Origin of the sequence: Acinetobacter sp. YH12255, assembly GCF_013417355.1 — a bacterium.
Classification (GTDB): Bacteria; Pseudomonadota; Gammaproteobacteria; order Pseudomonadales; family Moraxellaceae; genus Acinetobacter; species Acinetobacter pseudolwoffii.
In genome coordinates this window covers 37354-56470 of the sequence record NZ_VPEC01000007.1, presented here as the reverse complement: position 1 = coordinate 56470, position 19117 = coordinate 37354, and the positions used below count along the sequence as shown (strand labels likewise).

The following is a 19117-nucleotide window of genomic DNA, read 5'->3' as shown; positions in this document are numbered from 1 at the left end:
ACTGCTTCATAAGGGGGATGAGGGGGAATTTAAAATCCTTCCCCTTCTCCCCAGCTCTCTCCTACAAGGAACGGGAATTTAATCCTCCCTTTTTAAAGGGAGGTTAGGAGGGATTACTTTTCCTCATTAGTTCCAAATAATCCTCAAAACAATCTGTACGCTTTAATTCAAATCCTGTTTTTTGCATCCGAGTGGCATAGAGCTTTTTACCGGTGACCTGCTCGCTCTCGAGCTTAAGTACAGGCAGCCCCATCTGCTGCTGAAACCATTGCAAGACTTCATGTAAAAGCTGTGGCTGGTTATTGCTCACAATATAAGAAGACTCAGGATGTTCCACGTGAATCATCTGTGACAAGAAATGTGATAAATCTTCGATATGAATCCGGTTTGACCAGTGCAGATTTGGATAGCTGGTCATAGATACTGCCATTTTTTGTAAGCGCTCTACCGATGTTCCATAAATTCCACTTGGGCGAATGATTGTACATTGCTCAGGATAAGCCGCTAAATAGGCCTGCTCCATCCGATACAGGATTTTTCCTTGCACATCGTTGGGCTGTAGAGGCGTTTCATCATTGATATTTTCTCCAGCATTTTGCCCATAGACCCGTGTCGATGACACCACCACAATCCGCTGCACTGGATGCTGTTTCAAGGCAGTGACAATCGGCTGAACTGAATCCAGATAGGTGTACTGATAGCCTTCAACCGTACTTTGTTTTGGACTAAGCAATACATAGACCCAATCAATCGGTGTGACTGTCGTTAAATTCAGTTTATGCACATCTTGAATCAGATGAGTTGCAAAGGAATCTGTTTTGGGACTTGAGCTAATTGTGCTAATTTGATGACCTTGCTCAAATAGTTGTTTAGCAACACGCCGGGATGTTTTACCATAACCGATAAATAGAATATGCATTGAGCACCGAATCACGAATCTGGTTGAGGGGACATGGCTGCAGTCCATCAGTTACAAGGCGTTGGCAATGCCGCCGCTGCATTACTTGAAAAATTAAATATCTTCAATACTGATGATTTGCTTTTTCATCTACCACGTGACTATGAAGACCGTAGCACGATCATTCCCATGAATCAATTGAGCGTGGGGCGTAGCTATTTGCTCGAAGGTATCGTCAAAGGTGTGGATTTCCCGCCGGGTAAACGCAAGTCCATGGCTGTATTACTGGATGATGATTACGGTAAAGTTACTTTGCGTTTTTATCATATTTATAAAGGCATCACCGATCGCTGCAAGCTCGGTCACCGTTTAAGAATTTTTGGTGAAGTCCGGGTCGGTGCGCGCGGTCTGGAAATGTATCATCCCGAGCTGCAAGTCATTACTGAAGATACCCCGCTACCGCAAACCCAACTTACCGCAATTTACCCGGCCACTGAAGGTCTGACCCAGCCAAAAATACGCGATTATATTCAGCAGGCTTTGGCTCAGTATAGCGATCATCTGCCTGAACTGCTGCCAGCAAAATTTAGCAATGGTTATGCGTTAAAACAGGCACTGGAATATATCCATCATCCGCCAGTCAATGCCAATATGTTACAACTGGCACAAGGCTCGCATCCCGCACAGCAACGCCTGATCTTTGAAGAACTGGTGGCGCATCAGATCAGTTTATTGACCCGGCGTGCCTTTATTCAGCAGGTTGAAGCCCCTTCATTTGCACCGAGTAAAACCTATGCCAAACAGCTTCTGGCCAGTCTGGCTTTTGAAATGACCGGTGCGCAAAAACGTGTATCCAAAGAAATCGCACAAGATTTAAAAGCCAATAAACCAATGTTACGTCTGGTGCAAGGCGATGTCGGTGCCGGCAAAACATTGGTGGCCGGTGTCGCAGCCTGTCATGCCCTGGAAGAAAGCTGGCAAGTGGCGTTGATGGCACCTACCGAAATTCTGGCCGAGCAGCATTATCTCAACTTTAAACGCTGGTTTGAGCCACTAGGTCTTAATATCGCTTGGCTGTCCGGCAAGCAAAAAGGCAAAGCCCGCGCCGCAGCGGAACAGGTCATTCGGGACGGGAGCGCCCATCTGGTGATTGGCACCCACGCCCTGTTTCAGGAGAATGTCGAGTTTGCCAAACTCGGTCTGGTGATTATTGATGAGCAACACCGCTTTGGAGTCGATCAACGTCTTGCACTCAGAAATAAAGGCCTGGATGGCATGTCCCCGCATCAGCTGGTGATGACCGCAACCCCGATTCCCCGCACCTTGGCCATGTCGGCTTATGGTGATCTGGATACCTCGGTGATTGACGAGCTGCCACCGGGTCGTACCCCGATTCAAACGGTGACCATTCCACTGGATCGGCGTGAACAAGTTCTGCAACGTATTGCGACGAATTGCGCTGAAGGCAAACAGGCCTATTGGGTCTGTACCTTGGTGGAGCAATCCGAAACTTTAGATGCCCAAGCCGCGGAGGCCACTTTTGCCGAAATTCGGGAACGCTTTCCTGCGCTGAATATCGGTCTGGTACATGGCAAAATGAAAGCCGATGAAAAACAGGCGGTGATGCAGCAATTTAAGAATAATGAATTACAGCTACTCATTGCCACCACCGTAATTGAGGTCGGGGTCGATGTACCCAACGCTTCCATTATGGTGATTGAAAATGCCGAACGTTTAGGCCTGTCACAGCTACATCAGCTACGTGGTCGGGTTGGCCGTGGTGCCAAAGCCAGTTTCTGCGCCCTGCTATACAAGCATCCACTATCGCAAAACGGTCAGGAACGCTTAAGAATCATGCGTGAAACCAATGATGGTTTTATGATTGCCGAGAAAGATCTGGAATTGCGTGGGCCAGGTGAATTACTGGGGACTAAACAAACCGGCGATATGAATTTCCGCGTGGCCAAACTTGAACGCGATGATCACCTGCTCAATCAGGCACATTATGTGGCGCAGCAAATTTTAAAAGATTATCCAGATCAGGCTGAGGCGTTATTACAACGCTGGCTACCGGAAGCACCGCGTTATGCCTATGTTTAAATTACTGGCACAGGGAATCTCCAAGCTGAATACGCTTCAGCCCTGCCAGTTGTGTCAGACTGATTATCAGAGCATTTATTCAGTCTGTCAGGATTGCTGGCAGCAGTTGCCGTGGATACATCAAACCATTCAGCGTCAAGAAATGCAGTTTCAGATTGCCTGCGATTATGCCTACCCAATGGATCGGTTGATTCAGCTGTTTAAATATGAACAGAAGCTGCATTTGCAAAATTTACTGGCCGGTACGCTGTTGAGTTTAGAATTACCCAAAGTCAGTGCAATAGTCCCGATGCCGATCTCGACTGAACGCCTGGCCGAACGCGGTTATAATCAATCTCTGGTACTGGCCAAGCATGTGGCGAAAAAATTGAATGTTCCCATCTGGCAACCTGTTAGCCGGCTGAAACAGCATTCACAAAAAGGCTTAAGCCGTCTGGAAAGAATCGAAGATATCCAGTCGCAGTTTCAGATCAGTACACCGTCTAATATTCGTTACCGACGCGTGCTAATCATCGATGATGTAGTGACGACTGGCAGTTCGATTCTAGCGCTCACTCGAAAACTTGAAGAGCTAGGCTGTCAGAAAATTTATGCAGCCTGTCTGGCAGGTGCACAAATCTAAAATTTAAGCTTGGGCGAGTAAATGTGCCTTCACCCAAGGAATCACAATTTCAGTGGTCAAGGGTGCCAGTAGCACCTCGTTTTCATCCAGATCAACCCATTTCATTTCAGCGATTTCTGCTTCAATTTTAGGTGCTTGATCGAGACTTACCCAATAGACATAACTCACCAGTTGATGATCAGGTTCATTGGCAGTCTAGGTTTCAAAACGGCCAATGAATTGCTGAATCTGGGCTTGTGTGCCAATTTCTTCCTGAATTTCACGCAACATGGTGGCTTCCGGGGTTTCATTTGGCTCCAGCTTGCCACCGACCTGCATAAAGCAGGATGTTCCTTGCTTGCGAACCACCAGCAGTTGCTGCGCTTCATTTAAAATAATGGCTGCAGCCACCGTAATCACTTTCATTTATTTTCTACAATTGCGTATTCTAGATAACTTATTTTACAAGGTCGGTCTGATCAACCATACCCCATTTGGCTTCAGGCGGCTGATAACTTTCGAATTGGCGCAAAATATCGTCCAGATCATCACTGATAATCAAAGCCTCAGTAAAACGTGATTTAGTAAAACCCTTCTCCGTGGTCATACGGATGAATTTAATCAGGTCATCATAAAAACCATCGGTATTGAGAAAAGCACAAGGCTTCTGATGAATTCCCAATTGTGCCCAGGTCCATTGTTCAGAAATCTCTTCCAGTGTTCCTGCACCACCGGGAATGGCAATAAATCCCTGGGCCAGTTCCGACATCCGGGTTTTACGCTCATGCATATTATCCACCACATACAGCTCGGTAATATGTGGATGTGCCAGCTCACGATTGACCAGCTGCCTTGGAATTACGCCTATCACCTTACCGCCCGCCGCCAATGCACTATCAGCCACAATACCCATTAAGCCAGAACGACCTCCTCCATAAACCAGCGTTTGCTGTCGTGCCGCCAGAGTCTGACCGACTTTTTCGGCAACCTGCGTATAAAGAGGATCCGAGCCAAGCGCTGAACCACAAAAAATTGCGATAGAATTCATCATTTCATCCTCTAATTGACGCCATATTGTACGAAATCGCGGCAAGTGCGCTTTTTACCAAAATAACTGCTTAATATCAGTGTTTTTATTCAATTCCTTGTCTAAAATACACCCATTCCAATTCACATACTGCGCCCGGGAGAAAAGACAGCATGCTTGAAGCCTTTTACGCCACAGAGCGCGGTAGCTTAGAAGATATCACGATTAATGGTGATTTCGACCTGCATCCAGATTTAGTCTGGCTTGATCTGATTGCGCCTTCACAGGAAGAGCAGCAATGGATTTTAGATGCCTACGAGCAAAATTTACCGACCTTAAAATCGCTGGAAGATATTTCCTCGAGTGCCCGATTTTACCGTGATGATGACGGTATTTTGCATATCAGCACCTATTTTTTAACCAAGAATAAAAACTATCAGGTCGAAAATGAACACGAAGATGAATCCAGTATGCTGGCAACAGTACAAACCGTTGCATTCATTCTGCACAAGGATCGTCTGTTTACTTTGCGTGGTGAAAAACTGGTGGCTTTTCGCGCCTTTCGTGCTCGCGCGCGCCGCAATGATTATGAAATCGATTATAAAGATCCGACCTGGATTTTATTGGGCTTACTCGAAGCCAAGCTGGATGAGCTGGCCGATATTCTGGAAGATGTGCATAAAGATTTAGAGAAATATTCAACTGAAGTGTTGAATAACCGCCATCGTGAACAGATTCTGGATCTGGATGACATGATTACCCGCTTGGCGCAACTTGAAGATATGTTGGGTAAAGCGCAACTGTGTTTAATCGATTTACGCCGCGTCCTGACCTTCCTGTCGCGTCCACGCGCCTTGGGCAGTCATATTTATGATGCGGATATTCGAGAACTGAGTGAAGATGTGCGCTCGCTGGTCGAGCATGATGCTTTCTTGTTCCAGAAAGTACGTTTCCTGCTCGATACCACGTCCGGATTCATTAACACTGAGCAGAACGATACCATTCGTCGATTCTCGATTCTGCCGAGTATGCTTGCGCCACCAATGCTGATTGCCAGTATTTACGGTATGAACACCGAAGTGCTGCCCTTTGCACAAGGCACCATGAGTTTCATCATGGTCAGTATTATTTTAATTGGCTTCCTGATTGGCCCATTGATTTACTTTAGATGGAAGAAGTGGATCTAGAATCCCTCCTAACCTCCCTTTTGAAAAGGGAGAGATGTTTCCTGTCAGGGAGAGGTTTTTTTATTAGATATCCCTTTCTAAGTCTCACTTGCTCTTTAATTAAAGTGAAGCGCAAGAAATGCCTGTATTTAATTCATATTTATTTAATCCCTCTTCAACTTCTCTTTAAAAAGTGAAGAAAATGGTTAGGGAGGATTTTTACACCCCTCTCTCTAACTCTCTCCCTGAGGCAGAGAGGACGTGCAATCCATATTTAGATCTATTTGATTTGAATGATTTCTTAAAATTTGATCACAATAAAAAAGCACCTTTCGGTGCTTTTCTTTTACTGAACGATGTTTAAATCATCCTGCAAATGGCTGGCCTGAATGATATTCATCATTTTAGCAGGAACAGCTTTAAACTGTAGCCCTTGAGCCTGAGGAGTCTGGCGCAGCCAGCGCACCAACACTGCCAAAGCCAAAGTACTGCCACTTTCAAGCTCAGCCAGATTAACCACAAGTGGAAACTTGCTTTGTGACTGGATCACACGCAGACCATTTAAGTAATAGTCCTGTGCATTGTCATAATCAATCTTGCCTGAAACCTGTAGTTCCTGATCATTGAATGTAATCACGGCTCACCTGTTTGATTATTTCTTGTCGATTGCAGCTTCTGCATCCGGTTTAAAGTTGGCAATTGCTTTATCAATATTACCGCCATTACGTTTTACCGTCGCAGCAAACTGGTTACGGAACTGCAAACCCAGGTCAATACCCGATACGTTGATGTTGCGGATTTTCCATTGTGAACCCTTGTCCACCAGCTGGAATGCTACTGGAATTTTCTCGCCCTTGTTATTAAAGTCGATGGTCACGACAGGGTTTTTGCTGTTGCTGGCCTTGTAAGGACGCACGCTATAAGTCTGATTACTGAACTTGGCAAAGGCAGAACCATAGTTTTCAATTAAGGTTTCACGGAAATTCTTTTCAAACTGCGCACGCTGTGCCGCCGTACTATATTGGTTCGTGGCATATGTGCCCATCACAATACGTGTGAAAGATTGAGAATCAATATACGGATCCAGATTCTGGCGCACAATGCTTTTGACCAAAGCTGGATTTGATTGCAGTTTTGCATTGTCAGCTTTGAGGCGCTCAATTAAACCATCTGCTACTTTTTTAATAAAAGCAGGTGGTGCTTCAGACGGTGCAGCAAACACTGTACCAGCAACCATTGTTGAAAGAATGCTTACTGCAAGCGTTTGTTTTACTAAAGTCTTCACTGAATTCTCCTCAATCTATTATTCAACAAATGCAGGTTCTGCATCTGTTGTTTCTGAAACTGTCGTCTGTTCCGATGTAGTTTCTTGACTATCTGACGATTTGCCAGCACCACCGGTAATAAATTTCGTCACCAAATCTTCAATTTCCATAGTGCCTTGGGTATTGGCAATCTGATCGCCGCGTTGCAAATAGCTCAGGCCACCACCTGGAATAATTTTCAGGTACTTTTCACCCAATAAGCCATTGGTCGCTACCATAATATAAGCATCTTCATCAATATTGGTGATGGATTTCATGTTAGCTAACAGTTGTTTTTCCATGTCTTTTTGTTGCGCAGGTGTCGCTGCTTCATAGTCCGAGCTGTAGCGTAACTCGTCCAGAGCTTCCTCCTGAACTTGCTTTAATTGTTCAGCATTAAACGAGGTCAATGAGCCATCTAAAGTCATATGTACGGTTGCCAGACGCGTTACAGGATCCAGGGTAATCTCATCGACCTGTCCCACTTTCACCCCGCTTAAAGCGACTTTGGCACGTGGCTTGATGCCATTCACATTTTCAAAAGTTGCCGTCATTTTATAGCTGTCGGAAATATTGCTGCCGACCAGACCACTGACACGCATCGCTAAAAAGAATAAGGCAATACCAAATAAAATAACAAAAACACCAACGGCCAGCTCACTAGTACGTGATTTCATTAAACACCTCCGAACATGACCGCAGTCAACACAAAATCAAAGCCTAAAACGCACAGTGAAGAATAGACGACTGTACGCGTTGTAGAAGTTGCAATACCTTCCGATGTCGGTACACAGGCATAGCCTTGATATACCGCAATCCAGGTACACATTAATGCGAATACAAAACTTTTAATAATAGTGCCATTAAAGACATCTTTATAGAATTGCACGCTGCTTTCCATGCCGCTCCAATAAGCGCCTTCATCGGCCCCCAAAAAGTCTACACCGACCATTTTTCCACCCATAATTCCGACTGCGGCAAAGATCACCGAAAGCATAGGCAAGCTGAAAATCCCCGCCCAGAGACGTGGCGAAATCACCCGTTTTAAGGGATCCACCCCGATCATTTCCATACTGGACAATTGTTCAGTGGCTTTCATCAGACCAATTTCTGCGGTCAAAGCCGAACCGGCACGTCCTGCAAACAGCAAAGCCGCGACCACAGGTGCTAATTCACGCAGCAAGGTCAACGCCACCGCTGTACCAAGCATGGATTCACTGCCAAAGGTCGACAGAATACTGAACATCTGCAAGCCAAGCACGGCACCAATAAACAGACCAGAAACCACAATAATCAGCAGGGACAATACCCCGACCCGATACATCTGATAAATAAATAGTCTTAGCCCAAGCCAGGTCGGCATGGAAAATAAGATCTGCAACAGCATCAGGGTTGCGACCCCAATCCCCTGTACACGTTCAATAACGCGTCTACCTAATGCGGCAATTGCATTCATGAACGTACCTCATCACTTAAATAAGCCCGGTGACTAAACTGATAATCGACTGGACCTTCCACCGAACCCGTCAGGAATTGCTGCACAAAAGTTGAAGGATGCACTTTTAGCTCTGCCGGTGTCCCCTCGCCCTGGATCTTGCCTTCTGCCACAATATAAATGTAATCAGCAATGGATAAGGTTTCTGTCACATCATGCGAGACAATAATCGTGGTCAGATCTAGTGCTTCACGCAATGAACGGATCAGGCGAGTCAATACCCCCATCACAATCGGATCTTGTCCGGCAAAGGGTTCATCGTACATGATCAGTTCAGGGTCCAGCGCAATCGCCCGGGCCAAAGCCACACGTCGGTTCATACCACCAGACAGTTCCGATGGCATCATTTGCTCTGCACCGCGCAAGCCGACGGATTCCAGTTTCAATGCCACGATTTCCTTAATTAGATGTTCTGGCAGTTTGGTATGGGCCCGAATTGGAAACGCGACATTTTCATACACGCTCATATCGGTAAACAAAGCACCGCTCTGAAATAGCATACCCATCCGTGCACGTGCTGAAAAAAGTTCGGAACGTGACATCGAGGCAATATCTTTGCCATCCAATAAGACCTGACCATGCTCAGGCGTCAGCTGCCCACCGATCAATCTTAATAAGGTAGTTTTACCAGTTCCGGATGGCCCCATAATGGCGGTAATCTGCCCACGACGAATATTTAAACTCACGTCGTCATAAATCACGCGCTCGCCTCGTTTGAAGCTCAAATTCTTGACTTCAATCAAAGACTGAGCATCTCGCGCTGTTTGATTTTTCATAGCTGAGTTTATTCCTACATTTTTTCAGCATGCATACTATAAAGGAACGAAGTTCAAAATGTTAGCAGTTGAAAAAGGTGGGTGAATATCATAAAAAGATGACAATAATTGATTATTTCGTGTTTTTTATAATAAAAATATGTACTTAGGCTTAAAATGACTAGATTGATTAATTAAAAACACTGTATAAATAATAGATAATATTACATAAAATCAAAGTCAATGCGATATATGGCATATGCACCTTTATCAATTGAGATCGAGCGGCTAAACTTTTCATATTAATAATTATCATAACCCTGACAAAATATGAATTAGTAGACATTTTACGTTAAAAAGCAAAAAACTCAATGCATAAAAAACCGGTATTTCTACCGGTTTTTTATCTTCATCTAGCGACTCTATTAGTCGTTAAATTTACGACGTGGACGATCTTCACCACCGAACGAACGTTCACCACGTGGTTTGTCATCAAAGTTGCGACGTACTGGACGATCACCGAAATCACGTTTTGGACGGTCATCACCGAATGAACGCGCTGGACGATCACCGAAACCACCTTCACGACGTGGAGCAGGACGATCACCAAAATCACGTTTTGGACGATCACCATAACCGCCTTCACGAGCTGGCTTGTAATCTACACGGTTGCCACGGTTGTCATCATTAGAGCGAGGACGGTCACCAAAACCACCTTCACGACGCGGAGCTGGACGATCACCGAAGTCACGCTTTGGACGGTCATCAAACGAACGTTGTGGACGGTCGCCAAAACCACCTTCACGACGTGGCGCTGGACGGTCACCAAAGTCACGCTTTGGACGGTCATCAAACGAACGTTGTGGACGATCACCGAAACCGCCTTCACGACGTGGCGCTGGACGATCACCGAAGTCACGACGTGGACGATCTTCGCCAAATGCCGGACGTTCGCCACGTGGTTTGTCATCGAAGCTACGACGTGGACGATCATCACCGCCTTCACGACGTTTGAAGTTGCTTTCGCCTTCAAAACGACGACCACCGCCAAAACCACCACGACCGCCATCACGACGACCGCCGCCATCACGACCACGACCACGACCAGCGCCATCACGGCTACCACGTGCAGGAGGTGGAGATGGCTCAAGACCTTCGATTTCAGATACGTTTAAACGCGCATCAAGGAAGTCTTCCAAAGCACGGATTTTGCCACGCTCACGGTAAGTTGCAAGTGTAATGGCTTTACCAGTACGACCGGCACGACCTGTACGACCAATACGGTGTACATAGTCTTCGTTCTTCATTGGAAGACCGAAGTTAATTACGTGTGAAATGGTTGGTACGTCAAGACCACGAGCAGCAACGTCAGTTGCAACCAAGATCTTCGCACGACCTTCACGGATGCTGCGTAAACGACGGTTACGAACAGTTTGTGGCATAGCACCATGCAGCGCTACAACTGATAGGCCTGCTTCAGCAAGTTCTTCAGCCAACATATCTGTGTCTTCTTGAGTTGACGCAAATACAACTGCTTGATCAACGTCTTCTTCGTTCAACCAGTGAGTAAGCAGTTTTTTCTTGTGCTCGAAACCGTCAGTCCAATGCAAAGTCTGAGTAATGTCAGTATTTGTAGAGTGACCAGTTTCAATCGAAATACGCAGTGGATCATTCATCATGCGTTCTGCAAGTGTAATGATACGTGGTGCAAACGTCGCAGAGAACATTAGAGTTTGTTTACGGTTTGCAGCCAACTCACCAATTGCTTCCAAGTCTTCAGAGAAACCTAGGTCAAGCATACGGTCAGCTTCATCGACGATTAACGCATCAACTTTATCAAGTTTGATTTGACGGCGATTCACCAAGTCAAGTAGACGGCCTGGAGTTGCAACAACAACTTGCGCGCCTTTTAACTGTTGAATTTGCTTACCGAAAGGCATACCGCCCATGATTGCAGCAATACGAACACCTTTCATGTGACGTACAAATGCAATTGCGTCTTGACATACCTGTTGTGCCAATTCACGAGTCGGTGAAATCACCAGAATATTCGGTTGAGTAACCGCTTTCATACGGTCTTTAAATGGTACTAATGTATCTTGGCTTGCCAACGCATTTAAGGTAGGAAGCAAGAAAGCAGCAGTTTTACCAGAACCTGTTTGGCTTGACACAAGAAGGTCTTTACCTTCAAGTGCAGCTGGAATCGCTTGTTCTTGTACAGGAGTTGGAGTAGTAAAGCCTAAAGCATCGAGAGCCTGGGTTAGAGATTCGTCGAGGGAAAAATCAGCAAAAGTTTTGCTCATAGAGAGTGTTCACCCTGAAGTGGGTGCTCCATTAAATAAATTACAATATGGACATCGGCAAAAAGCGGCACAGCAAATAGAGCTGAAAAAGTTAGGATTCAGCAGCGATCCGAATAACGACGATGTGGATATAACGCACGTATATGATTACGGCCGCAAACCTGAAGGAATCGCTTAAGCGATTGGGGCGCGAAGGATATGTCCTCTCTATGGACAGAACGCGCATACAATGATTAGAAGATAGTGTTCAGGTAAAGAACGGAAAATTAAGTGCGTGGCAAGATTATAGCAGAATAATCAACAATGTCATTAAGTTTTCAAATAAATTTGCTTTATTTGTGATTTATATATGAATTTCATAGACTTAAATATGAATATAAAATGTAACGACTGGTATAAAAAGGCAATTTTTGCCAATTCACTTGATAGTTCCCGTATTCATGTGCGTTAAAAAACAGGCTTTTCCTCCCTGTTAACTATTTCACTGCTGCAAAAAAGGCATCCCGAAGGATGCCTTTTTTGAAAATTAGATATAATTCATCTAAACCCGATTATTTTGCTGCCTCACCCCAAGCAGGAACAACTGCTTGCATTAAAGGTTTAAGCATTTTCATTGAACAAGCCAAAACTTGACCATTTTCCATAGAGTCGCTACCACCACGTGCATCAACTACAGTACCGCCTGCTTCTTTCACGATCAATTCGCCCGCTGCGATATCCCAAGGTTTTAAACCAAGTTCGAAGTAAGCATCAAAACGGCCTGCAGCAACATAGGCTAAATCCAATGCCGCAGAACCTGAACGACGATATTGCGCGCCAGCTTCAGTCACGTTTAACAAACTTTGAAAATGGTTCTTGGCATAAGATACAACTTCGCCATTACGTTTAGCACGGTAAGCGTGACCAACAGCCATAAAGGTATTTTCCAGGCTGTCTTTGACATTCACACGAATACGACGCTGGTTCATCATGGCACCACGACCACGACTGGCAGAGAATAGCTCATCTTTCACCGGGTCATAAATCACCCCGTGTTGAGTAATGCCTTTGTGCTGAACTGCGATAGAGATACAGAAATGCGGGAAACCGTTAATGAAGTTTAAAGTACCATCCAGTGGATCGATCACCCAACACCAATCGGCGTCGTGACCATTACCTTCCTGATAGCCAAACTCTTCACCAAGGAAACTGTGATTTTTATAGCTTTTACGTAGGGTATCGATGGTCAACTGCTCCAAATAACGATCTACACGCGTTACTGGACCATCAATTCCTTTTTCTTCGACTTGTAGATCGAGTTTATGACGATTCTGATGCGCTTTTAAAAGCTCTTGACCAACTAACTGAGCCGCACGCGCAGCCATCACCACCATAGGTTCCATTGAACACCCACTACAAATTTAAAGAAACTGATAAAGAATAATGCATAAAAGCCCCGATATCTTAGCAAATATCAGGGCTTTTTTGGAGAAAATGTGTCTAAAATTTTTAAGAACTTATGACAAAACGCTTTGCCCCAAGGCTGACCAGGCTTGATTCATTGATTTTTCAATACCTTGCGCATCCAATCCAGCCTGCTGCAACATTTGTGCATGCGTGGCCTGAGCCATAAACGTGTCGTCTAAACCAAGATTCAGCAGCGGTTTCACAATCTGTGCTTCTGCCAGATATTCATTCACAGCACTACCCGCACCGCCCATCACGGCATGTTCTTCTACTGTCACAAACAGACTGGTGCTTGATGCCAGATCATCCAGCATTTGCGTATCAAGAGGTTTGATAAAACGCATGTTCACAACACGCACACCAATCTCATGTTTCACTGCAAAGGCTTCAGCGGCGTCGACTGCGGCCTGTACCCGGCTGCCAAAAGCCAGCACAGAAATATATTCGTCACACTGCGCATTAAAGCTGGCGACAATTTCCGCCTGACCGATTGGAATTTCAAGCATCTTTTGCTGGATATCCACCCCTAAGCCATTACCACGTGGATAACGCACAGCTGCCGGCCCGGGATATAAATAAGCGGTATGCAGCATTTGACGACATTCATTTTCGTCTTTTGGTGCCATGATCACGATATTCGGGATCGTCCGCATATAGGCATAGTCATAGGCACCGGCATGGGTCGGGCCATCTTCACCGACCAGACCAGCACGATCAATACCGAAGGTCACATCCAGATTTTGTAAGGCCACATCGTGTACCAGCTGGTCATAACCACGTTGCAGGAAGGTCGAATAAATTGCCACGACCGGCTTTAAGCCTTCACAGGCCATGCCCGCAGCCAGCGTCACGGCATGCTGCTCTGCAATCGCGACATCGAAAAAACGTTCCGGATATTCTTTGGCAAACTGCACCATACCTGAGCCTTCGCACATGGCCGGTGTAATCGCGAGCAAGCGCGAGTCCTGTGCTGCTTCATCGCAGAGCCACTGCCCAAATACATCCGAATATTTCGGTGCAGTCTTGGCAGCGGTAATGGCATTAAGCTTGCTAATCGCGTGATATTTGATTTGATCCGATTCGGCCGGCGCAAAGCCCTTGCCCTTTTTAGTATAGATATGAATCAGACGTGGGCCTGTACGCTTTTTCAGCGCTTTAAATACATGCACCAGTTGTTTGACATCATGACCGTCATAAGGGCCGAAATAGTCAAAGCCGATGGCTTTAAACAGGTTATCTGCGGCATCAGTCGCGGCACAGTGCAAGCGTGAGTTATACAGCCACTCCGGATGCGGCTGTACGTAAGCTTCACCTTCCTCGGTAATATTAACGAATTCACCGCGCTCCCAGATCGCCGCCAGATGCTTGGCAAAACCGCCAGTACTGCAAGAAATCGACATGTCATTGTCGTTCAGCACCACCATCAGATCGGCATTGTGCGCAACGGCATCGTTCAAGGCTTCAAAGGCCATACCCGCCGTCATGGCGCCATCGCCAATAATCGATACCACTTCACATGGCTTGTTCTGGTAGCGACGTGCCAAGGCCATGCCCAGACCAGCAGAAATTGCCGTCGAAGAATGCCCTACCCCAAAGGTATCAAATTCAGATTCTTCACGTGCTGGAAAGGCTGCCAGACCATCTTTGGCTCGGATAGTAGTGAGCTGTTCACGACGGCCGGTCAATGCCTTATGCGGATAGGCCTGATGCCCCACATCCCAGATCAGACGGTCATGTGGAGTATTGAAGCAATAGTGCAGAGCCACCGTAAGTTCAATAACACCGAGGTTGGCACCAAAATGTCCACCACTTTGCCCGGCAGCATACAAAATGAATTGACGTAACTCATCTGCCACTTGCGCTAGCTGGCTTTGCTCGAGTAAACGTAGTTGCTCAGGATGATTGATCGTATCCAGCAACGGTGTTACAGGGCGTTGAGTAGGGATTTCTGTATACAGCATATTATGGCAAAGCCTTCTAAAGCCTGGCAAATCTAAAGCTAGGTCAATGGGGAGTACCCGATCATATAGCTGAATTGTAGCAGCTTCAATTCAGCTACGCTTCTAGCGATGCAATATTAAACAATGATCTCATCGGGGTGAAAAAATCGCAGGCTACGATTATCCTGAATAATCTTACTATTTATCAACTATTATCGTCTGCTTTCTACAAAAAAGAAAATCTAATACAGAATTTCGACTTTGCAATTCTACCAATGTTCAATCATTACGCTATACTTTAGCCACTTTCAGGATTTAACGGGTTCAGCTGTGCCAATCGAATTTGTCGCAACGTCAAGATTACCTACCGCTCACGGTGAATTTAAAATTACTGTATTTCAAGACCCTAAGACTGGCGAAGAACATGTCGCGCTATCTAAAGGACTTGAAGAAGTTTCTGACGAGCCAGTCGTGGTTCGTGTACATTCTGAATGTTTAACCGGTGATGCCTTTGCTTCACTGAAATGTGACTGTGGCCCGCAATTGCAGGCGACTTTAAAGCTGATCAATGAGTTAGGTCGCGGGGCGATTCTGTATTTGCGTCAGGAAGGACGCGGTATTGGCCTGACCAACAAGATTCGTGCCTATGCCCTGCAAGATCAGGGACATGATACGGTCGATGCCAATTTAATGCTGAACCTGCCGGCTGATGCACGTCAATATGACATGTGCAGCATTATGCTGGATCATTTGCAGGTCAAAGCGGTACGTCTGGTGACCAACAATCCTTTAAAAATTGAAGCTTTAAAAGCCCAAGGGATTAATGTGGTCGATCGGGTGCCCCTCACCGTCGGCTTAAATCCGTTTAATGAGCAATATCTCAAAACCAAACATGAACGTATGGCGCATCTTTATCAGAAGGATGATTTTTAAATCCTCCCCTTAATAAATCCCTCCAAACCTCCCTTTCTTGCGCTTCGACTTAAAACAATGCTTAAGTCTTGCTCAGGGAGGCTTTTCCTTCTTTCAAAAAGAGGAGAAAACTCCCTCCTTTCTTAAAGGAGGGCTGGGGTGGATTAAGTATTAAATCGTCATCGAAAAAATCCGGTTCTCGGGCATGCGTCGCTTTAAACGTAAATCAAAAGCCATACAAATATTACGTACAAATGGTTTCCCTTTCTCCAAAATCGTGACTGATGAGTCTGTCATTTGAATCAAACCATCCTGTGCCATTTCTTCAAGCTGCACCAAGACCTGATCAATTTCAGGGAAAAATAGCTCGGGTTTTTCCCATGAGGTACTAAAGCTGCACATCAAATTCAGAATATGCTGACGAACAATCAAATCTTCCTGATTTAAGACATGTCCTTTAAATACCGGAATTTCATTGCGAGCTAAACACGCATAATATTCTTCAATGGTTTTCACATTTTGGGCAAAGCTGTACCAGCTATCACTGATCGAAGAAATGCCTAAACCGATCATCACTTGAGTTTTAGAGGCGGTATATCCCATAAAATTGCGGTGTAATGTTCCAGCTTGAAAGGACTGGTACATGCCATCTGTATCTAAAGCAAAATGATCCATGCCAATTTCATGATAACCATGCGCCAGCAGTTTCTTTTTAGCCGCTTCATAACATTCACGTTTGATCGCATCTTTGGGTACATCGGCATCTTTAAAACCGCGCTGGCCATTGCCTTTAATCCAGGGCACATGTGCATAGCTATATAAAGCCAAACGATCCGGCAGAAGTGAATTGGTTTGCTCAATGGTATTTAAGACATCGTCCAGATGCTGAAAAGGCAGGCCAAACACCAAGTCATGCGAAATCGACTCATAGCCAATTTCACGCGCCCATTCGGTTACCTGTTTGACATGTTCATAGGGCTGAATCCGGTGAATGGCTTTTTGCACGGTTTCATTATAATCCTGCACCCCATAACTGACCCGGCGAAAGCCCAGATCATACAAGCCTTGCAAATGCTCACGCGTGGTATTGTTCGGATGCCCTTCAAAACTGAATTCATGCACAGGCGCTATGTCTGCTTTGGCCAAAATACCTTGAATCAGTTGAGTCAAATGCTCAACAGAAAAGAAAGTCGGTGTTCCCCCGCCCAAATGAATTTCTTTAATCATTGGCTTATCTTTCAGCAACTCACAATACAAATCCCATTCTTTCAGCACTGCCTGAATATAGGGCTGTTCCATTTCATGTTTTTTCGTGACTCGCTTATGACACCCGCAAAAAGTGCACAGGCTTTCGCAAAATGGCAGATGGATATACAGGCTGATGCCTTCACTTTGATTGGATTCAGTAAAGGATTTTTTCAGCGTTTGCTTCCATTGTTCCAGTGAGAAATTCTGCTCTTCCCAATATGGAACGGTCGGATAACTGGTATAGCGGGGACCGGGAACATTATATTTTTGAATCAGGGAATTGACCTGTACCGACATGACACCCACCTATTACCATCGAGAAATGCTCAAACCCATGAGCGCTTGCAAGTTATTGTGCGGAGCTTGAAAAAAGAATTCAACCTAGCCATTTGGTCGGATTTAATACCCCATTCTGTCCATCAATACTCAAATTTAAAGCCTGGTTCAATCCACTACATTGCTAAATAGACCTTAATCTTTGACTGATTTTATGCTTTGATGTAGCTAGTTTTTTATTTCCCTACGAGGCTCTGATGCAGCATCCTACATCTGCGGATATTCAACGCGTTCGTGAATTTCTCCTCGACTTGCAGGCACGGATTTGTGCAGCACTGGAACAACAGGAGCGTGCTGGCGGCGGTACGGCCGAATTTATCATTGATGACTGGGAACGTCCTGAAGGTGGTGGTGGCCGTTCGCGTGTCTTGCAAAATGGTACCGTGATTGAGAAAGGCGGGGTGATGTTCTCCCATATCAATATTTCCAAACTGCCCGCTTCAGCCACTGAACGCCATCCCAATATTGCCGGTGCCAAGGCGCAAGCGATGGGTGTATCGCTGGTCATCCATCCGAAAAATCCGAATGTACCAACCTCACATGCCAACGTACGTTTATTCGTTGCAGAAAAAGAAGGGCAAGATCCAATCTGGTGGTTTGGTGGCGGTTTCGACCTGACGCCGTTCTATCCAAATGATGAAGATGTCCTTTCGTGGCATCAGACGGCGCATGATCTGTGTGCGCCATTTGGTGAAGAGATTTATCCTGAACATAAACAATGGTGTGATGATTATTTCTATTTAAAACATCGTGATGAACAGCGTGGTGTCGGCGGGTTATTCTTTGATGATCTGAATCAGTGGGATTTTGATACCTGTTTCCAGTATATACAGGCCGTAGGCAATGGTTATCTAGAGGCGATTCTGCCGATTTTCCAGCGTAATCAGGATAAGCCTTATACCGAAGCACAACGCGAGTTCCAGTTGTATCGTCGTGGCCGTTATGTCGAATACAATCTGGTTTATGACCGCGGTACGCTATTTGGTTTGCAGACCGGCGGCCGAATTGAATCAATCTTGGTGAGCTTGCCTCCGCTGACCGGCTGGTCCTATCGTCCTGAATGGGATGAAGGCTCGCCGGAAAAGCGTTTGACCGATTACTATCTGAAACCCCATGACTGGCTCACAGAATTAAAATCAACTGCAATGAAATGATACAAACAGCCCTCAAATAGAGGGCTGTTTTAATCCATTATTCCTCTATACTGCTGCAGAGTAATCCCTGATTTGGTCGCGGCATCCTATCGCTACATCGATCACAATCTATTAGATGTCTAGTGAGAATAACAATGCATCATCTTCAATTAAATCTTCCTGTTTTTGCCTTTTGGCTTTTTCTGGCTCTCGCCATCAGTGCGATGAGTACCGCCGTTTTGAGTCATAATCTGCTTCTGGATGGCGCGGCTATTCTGGTGAGTATCCTGACTGTGGTCGGAGCTGTGCTTAGTATGGCGCTGGTATTTGCAGAACATATTATGGACATCTGCAGTTCCTAAACCGCACTTCCAGCCCCCTTATTTAAAACAGCGCAGGCTTTAGTCCCTGCGCTTTTTCACGTATATTGATGCTCATTTCAGCACATGGACA

General features: G+C 45.5%; 17 protein-coding genes and 1 pseudogene. 6 read left to right on the top strand and 12 right to left on the bottom strand.

The features are described from left to right. Positions 1-103 precede the first annotated feature (103 nt). Positions 104-919 (bottom strand): NAD-dependent epimerase/dehydratase family protein, encoded by an 816-nt coding sequence (locus FTV30_RS04605; protein WP_005094173.1) that lies wholly within the window; start codon positions 917-919, stop codon positions 104-106. 33 nt (positions 920-952) lie between these two features. Between FTV30_RS04605 and recG the strand changes: the two genes are divergently transcribed. Both recG and FTV30_RS04595 read left to right on the top strand, forming a co-directional pair. Then, complete coding sequence (recG, locus tag FTV30_RS04600) at positions 953-2998, top strand: ATP-dependent DNA helicase RecG (RefSeq protein ID WP_005094175.1); 2046 nt, start codon at positions 953-955, stop codon at positions 2996-2998. Then, the gene (locus FTV30_RS04595) at positions 2985-3620 is read left to right on the top strand and encodes a ComF family protein (RefSeq protein ID WP_074383589.1); all 636 of its coding nucleotides are present in this window, start codon (positions 2985-2987) and stop codon (positions 3618-3620) included. The genes recG and FTV30_RS04595 overlap by 14 nt, the downstream gene beginning before the upstream one ends. A 3-nt stretch (positions 3621-3623) precedes the next feature. Here FTV30_RS04595 and FTV30_RS04590 read toward each other — a convergent pair. Together FTV30_RS04590 and FTV30_RS04585 are read right to left on the bottom strand one after the other, a co-directional pair. Continuing rightward, positions 3624-4025 (bottom strand): annotated as a pseudogene (locus FTV30_RS04590) (NUDIX domain-containing protein). Positions 4026-4056: 31 nt separating this feature from the next. After that, complete coding sequence (locus FTV30_RS04585; protein ID WP_005094184.1) at positions 4057-4647, bottom strand: TIGR00730 family Rossman fold protein; 591 nt, start codon at positions 4645-4647, stop codon at positions 4057-4059. 152 nt (positions 4648-4799) lie between these two features. On the opposite strand from FTV30_RS04585, the gene FTV30_RS04580 reads away from it, so the two are divergent. After that, positions 4800-5813: a CorA family divalent cation transporter gene (locus FTV30_RS04580; RefSeq protein WP_005168743.1), complete on the top strand. Its 1014-nt coding sequence runs from the start codon at positions 4800-4802 to the stop codon at positions 5811-5813. A gap of 325 nt (positions 5814-6138) precedes the next feature. Here FTV30_RS04580 and FTV30_RS04575 read toward each other — a convergent pair whose 3' ends face one another. The 8 genes from FTV30_RS04575 to dxs all read right to left on the bottom strand — a co-directional run bounded on the left by FTV30_RS04575 (position 6139) and on the right by dxs (position 15056). After that, on the bottom strand, positions 6139-6429 hold the full coding sequence (locus FTV30_RS04575) for an STAS domain-containing protein (RefSeq protein ID WP_005168745.1): 291 nt from the start codon (positions 6427-6429) through the stop codon (positions 6139-6141). 15 nt (positions 6430-6444) lie between these two features. Further along, positions 6445-7077, bottom strand: a complete 633-nt coding sequence (locus tag FTV30_RS04570; RefSeq protein WP_005094187.1) for a phospholipid-binding protein MlaC — start codon at positions 7075-7077, stop codon at positions 6445-6447. 18 nt (positions 7078-7095) lie between these two features. Continuing rightward, positions 7096-7773 (bottom strand): outer membrane lipid asymmetry maintenance protein MlaD, encoded by a 678-nt coding sequence (locus tag FTV30_RS04565; protein WP_005094188.1) that lies wholly within the window; start codon positions 7771-7773, stop codon positions 7096-7098. Next, entirely contained in the window at positions 7773-8552 is a 780-nt protein-coding gene (gene mlaE, locus FTV30_RS04560; protein ID WP_180001109.1) for a lipid asymmetry maintenance ABC transporter permease subunit MlaE, read from the bottom strand. The genes FTV30_RS04565 and mlaE overlap by 1 nt, the downstream gene beginning before the upstream one ends. Then, positions 8549-9367, bottom strand: a complete 819-nt coding sequence (locus FTV30_RS04555; RefSeq protein ID WP_180001108.1) for an ABC transporter ATP-binding protein — start codon at positions 9365-9367, stop codon at positions 8549-8551. Before FTV30_RS04555 ends, mlaE begins: the two co-directional genes overlap by 4 nt. 404 nt (positions 9368-9771) lie before the next feature. Then, positions 9772-11649 (bottom strand): DEAD/DEAH box helicase, encoded by a 1878-nt coding sequence (locus FTV30_RS04550; RefSeq protein WP_005168750.1) that lies wholly within the window; start codon positions 11647-11649, stop codon positions 9772-9774. 551 nt (positions 11650-12200) lie between these two features. Beyond that, on the bottom strand, positions 12201-13031 hold the full coding sequence (locus FTV30_RS04545) for an inositol monophosphatase family protein (protein WP_034608351.1): 831 nt from the start codon (positions 13029-13031) through the stop codon (positions 12201-12203). A 114-nt stretch (positions 13032-13145) separates the two neighbouring features. After that, on the bottom strand, positions 13146-15056 hold the full coding sequence (dxs, locus tag FTV30_RS04540) for a 1-deoxy-D-xylulose-5-phosphate synthase (RefSeq protein ID WP_074383592.1): 1911 nt from the start codon (positions 15054-15056) through the stop codon (positions 13146-13148). Between the two features lie 309 nt (positions 15057-15365). Between dxs and ribA the strand changes: the two genes are divergently transcribed. Further along, positions 15366-15968 carry a GTP cyclohydrolase II gene (gene ribA / locus FTV30_RS04535; RefSeq protein WP_005094196.1) on the top strand — a complete coding sequence of 201 codons (603 nt, stop codon included), beginning with the start codon at positions 15366-15368 and terminating at the stop codon, positions 15966-15968. A gap of 150 nt (positions 15969-16118) precedes the next feature. Here ribA and hemN read toward each other — a convergent pair whose 3' ends face one another. Beyond that, positions 16119-17492: an oxygen-independent coproporphyrinogen III oxidase gene (gene hemN / locus FTV30_RS04530; RefSeq protein ID WP_180001107.1), complete on the bottom strand. Its 1374-nt coding sequence runs from the start codon at positions 17490-17492 to the stop codon at positions 16119-16121. 236 nt (positions 17493-17728) lie between these two features. Here hemN and hemF point away from each other — a divergent pair, with 236 nt between their 5' ends. Together hemF and FTV30_RS04520 are read left to right on the top strand one after the other, a co-directional pair. Beyond that, positions 17729-18685, top strand: coding sequence for an oxygen-dependent coproporphyrinogen oxidase (gene hemF, locus FTV30_RS04525; RefSeq protein WP_005094200.1), 957 nt, complete (start codon positions 17729-17731; stop codon positions 18683-18685). Positions 18686-18819: 134 nt separating this feature from the next. After that, the gene (locus FTV30_RS04520; RefSeq protein WP_005094202.1) at positions 18820-19026 is read left to right on the top strand and encodes a hypothetical protein; all 207 of its coding nucleotides are present in this window, start codon (positions 18820-18822) and stop codon (positions 19024-19026) included. The last annotated feature ends 91 nt before the right edge of the window (positions 19027-19117 follow it).

Coding starts and splice junctions, on each gene's coding strand:
- FTV30_RS04605 (WP_005094173.1), bottom strand. CDS start 919: ATGCATATTCTATTTATCGGTTATGGTAAAACATCCCGGCGTGTTGCT.
- dxs (WP_074383592.1), bottom strand. CDS start 15,056: ATGCTGTATACAGAAATCCCTACTCAACGCCCTGTAACACCGTTGCTG.
- FTV30_RS04550 (WP_005168750.1), bottom strand. CDS start 11,649: ATGAGCAAAACTTTTGCTGATTTTTCCCTCGACGAATCTCTAACCCAG.
- hemN (WP_180001107.1), bottom strand. CDS start 17,492: ATGTCGGTACAGGTCAATTCCCTGATTCAAAAATATAATGTTCCCGGT.
- FTV30_RS04580 (WP_005168743.1), top strand. CDS start 4,800: ATGCTTGAAGCCTTTTACGCCACAGAGCGCGGTAGCTTAGAAGATATC.
- FTV30_RS04585 (WP_005094184.1), bottom strand. CDS start 4,647: ATGAATTCTATCGCAATTTTTTGTGGTTCAGCGCTTGGCTCGGATCCT.
- FTV30_RS04565 (WP_005094188.1), bottom strand. CDS start 7,773: ATGAAATCACGTACTAGTGAGCTGGCCGTTGGTGTTTTTGTTATTTTA.
- hemF (WP_005094200.1), top strand. CDS start 17,729: ATGCAGCATCCTACATCTGCGGATATTCAACGCGTTCGTGAATTTCTC.
- mlaE (WP_180001109.1), bottom strand. CDS start 8,552: ATGAATGCAATTGCCGCATTAGGTAGACGCGTTATTGAACGTGTACAG.
- FTV30_RS04555 (WP_180001108.1), bottom strand. CDS start 9,367: ATGAAAAATCAAACAGCGCGAGATGCTCAGTCTTTGATTGAAGTCAAG.
- FTV30_RS04545 (WP_034608351.1), bottom strand. CDS start 13,031: ATGGAACCTATGGTGGTGATGGCTGCGCGTGCGGCTCAGTTAGTTGGT.
- recG (WP_005094175.1), top strand. CDS start 953: ATGGCTGCAGTCCATCAGTTACAAGGCGTTGGCAATGCCGCCGCTGCA.
- FTV30_RS04595 (WP_074383589.1), top strand. CDS start 2,985: ATGCCTATGTTTAAATTACTGGCACAGGGAATCTCCAAGCTGAATACG.
- FTV30_RS04520 (WP_005094202.1), top strand. CDS start 18,820: ATGCATCATCTTCAATTAAATCTTCCTGTTTTTGCCTTTTGGCTTTTT.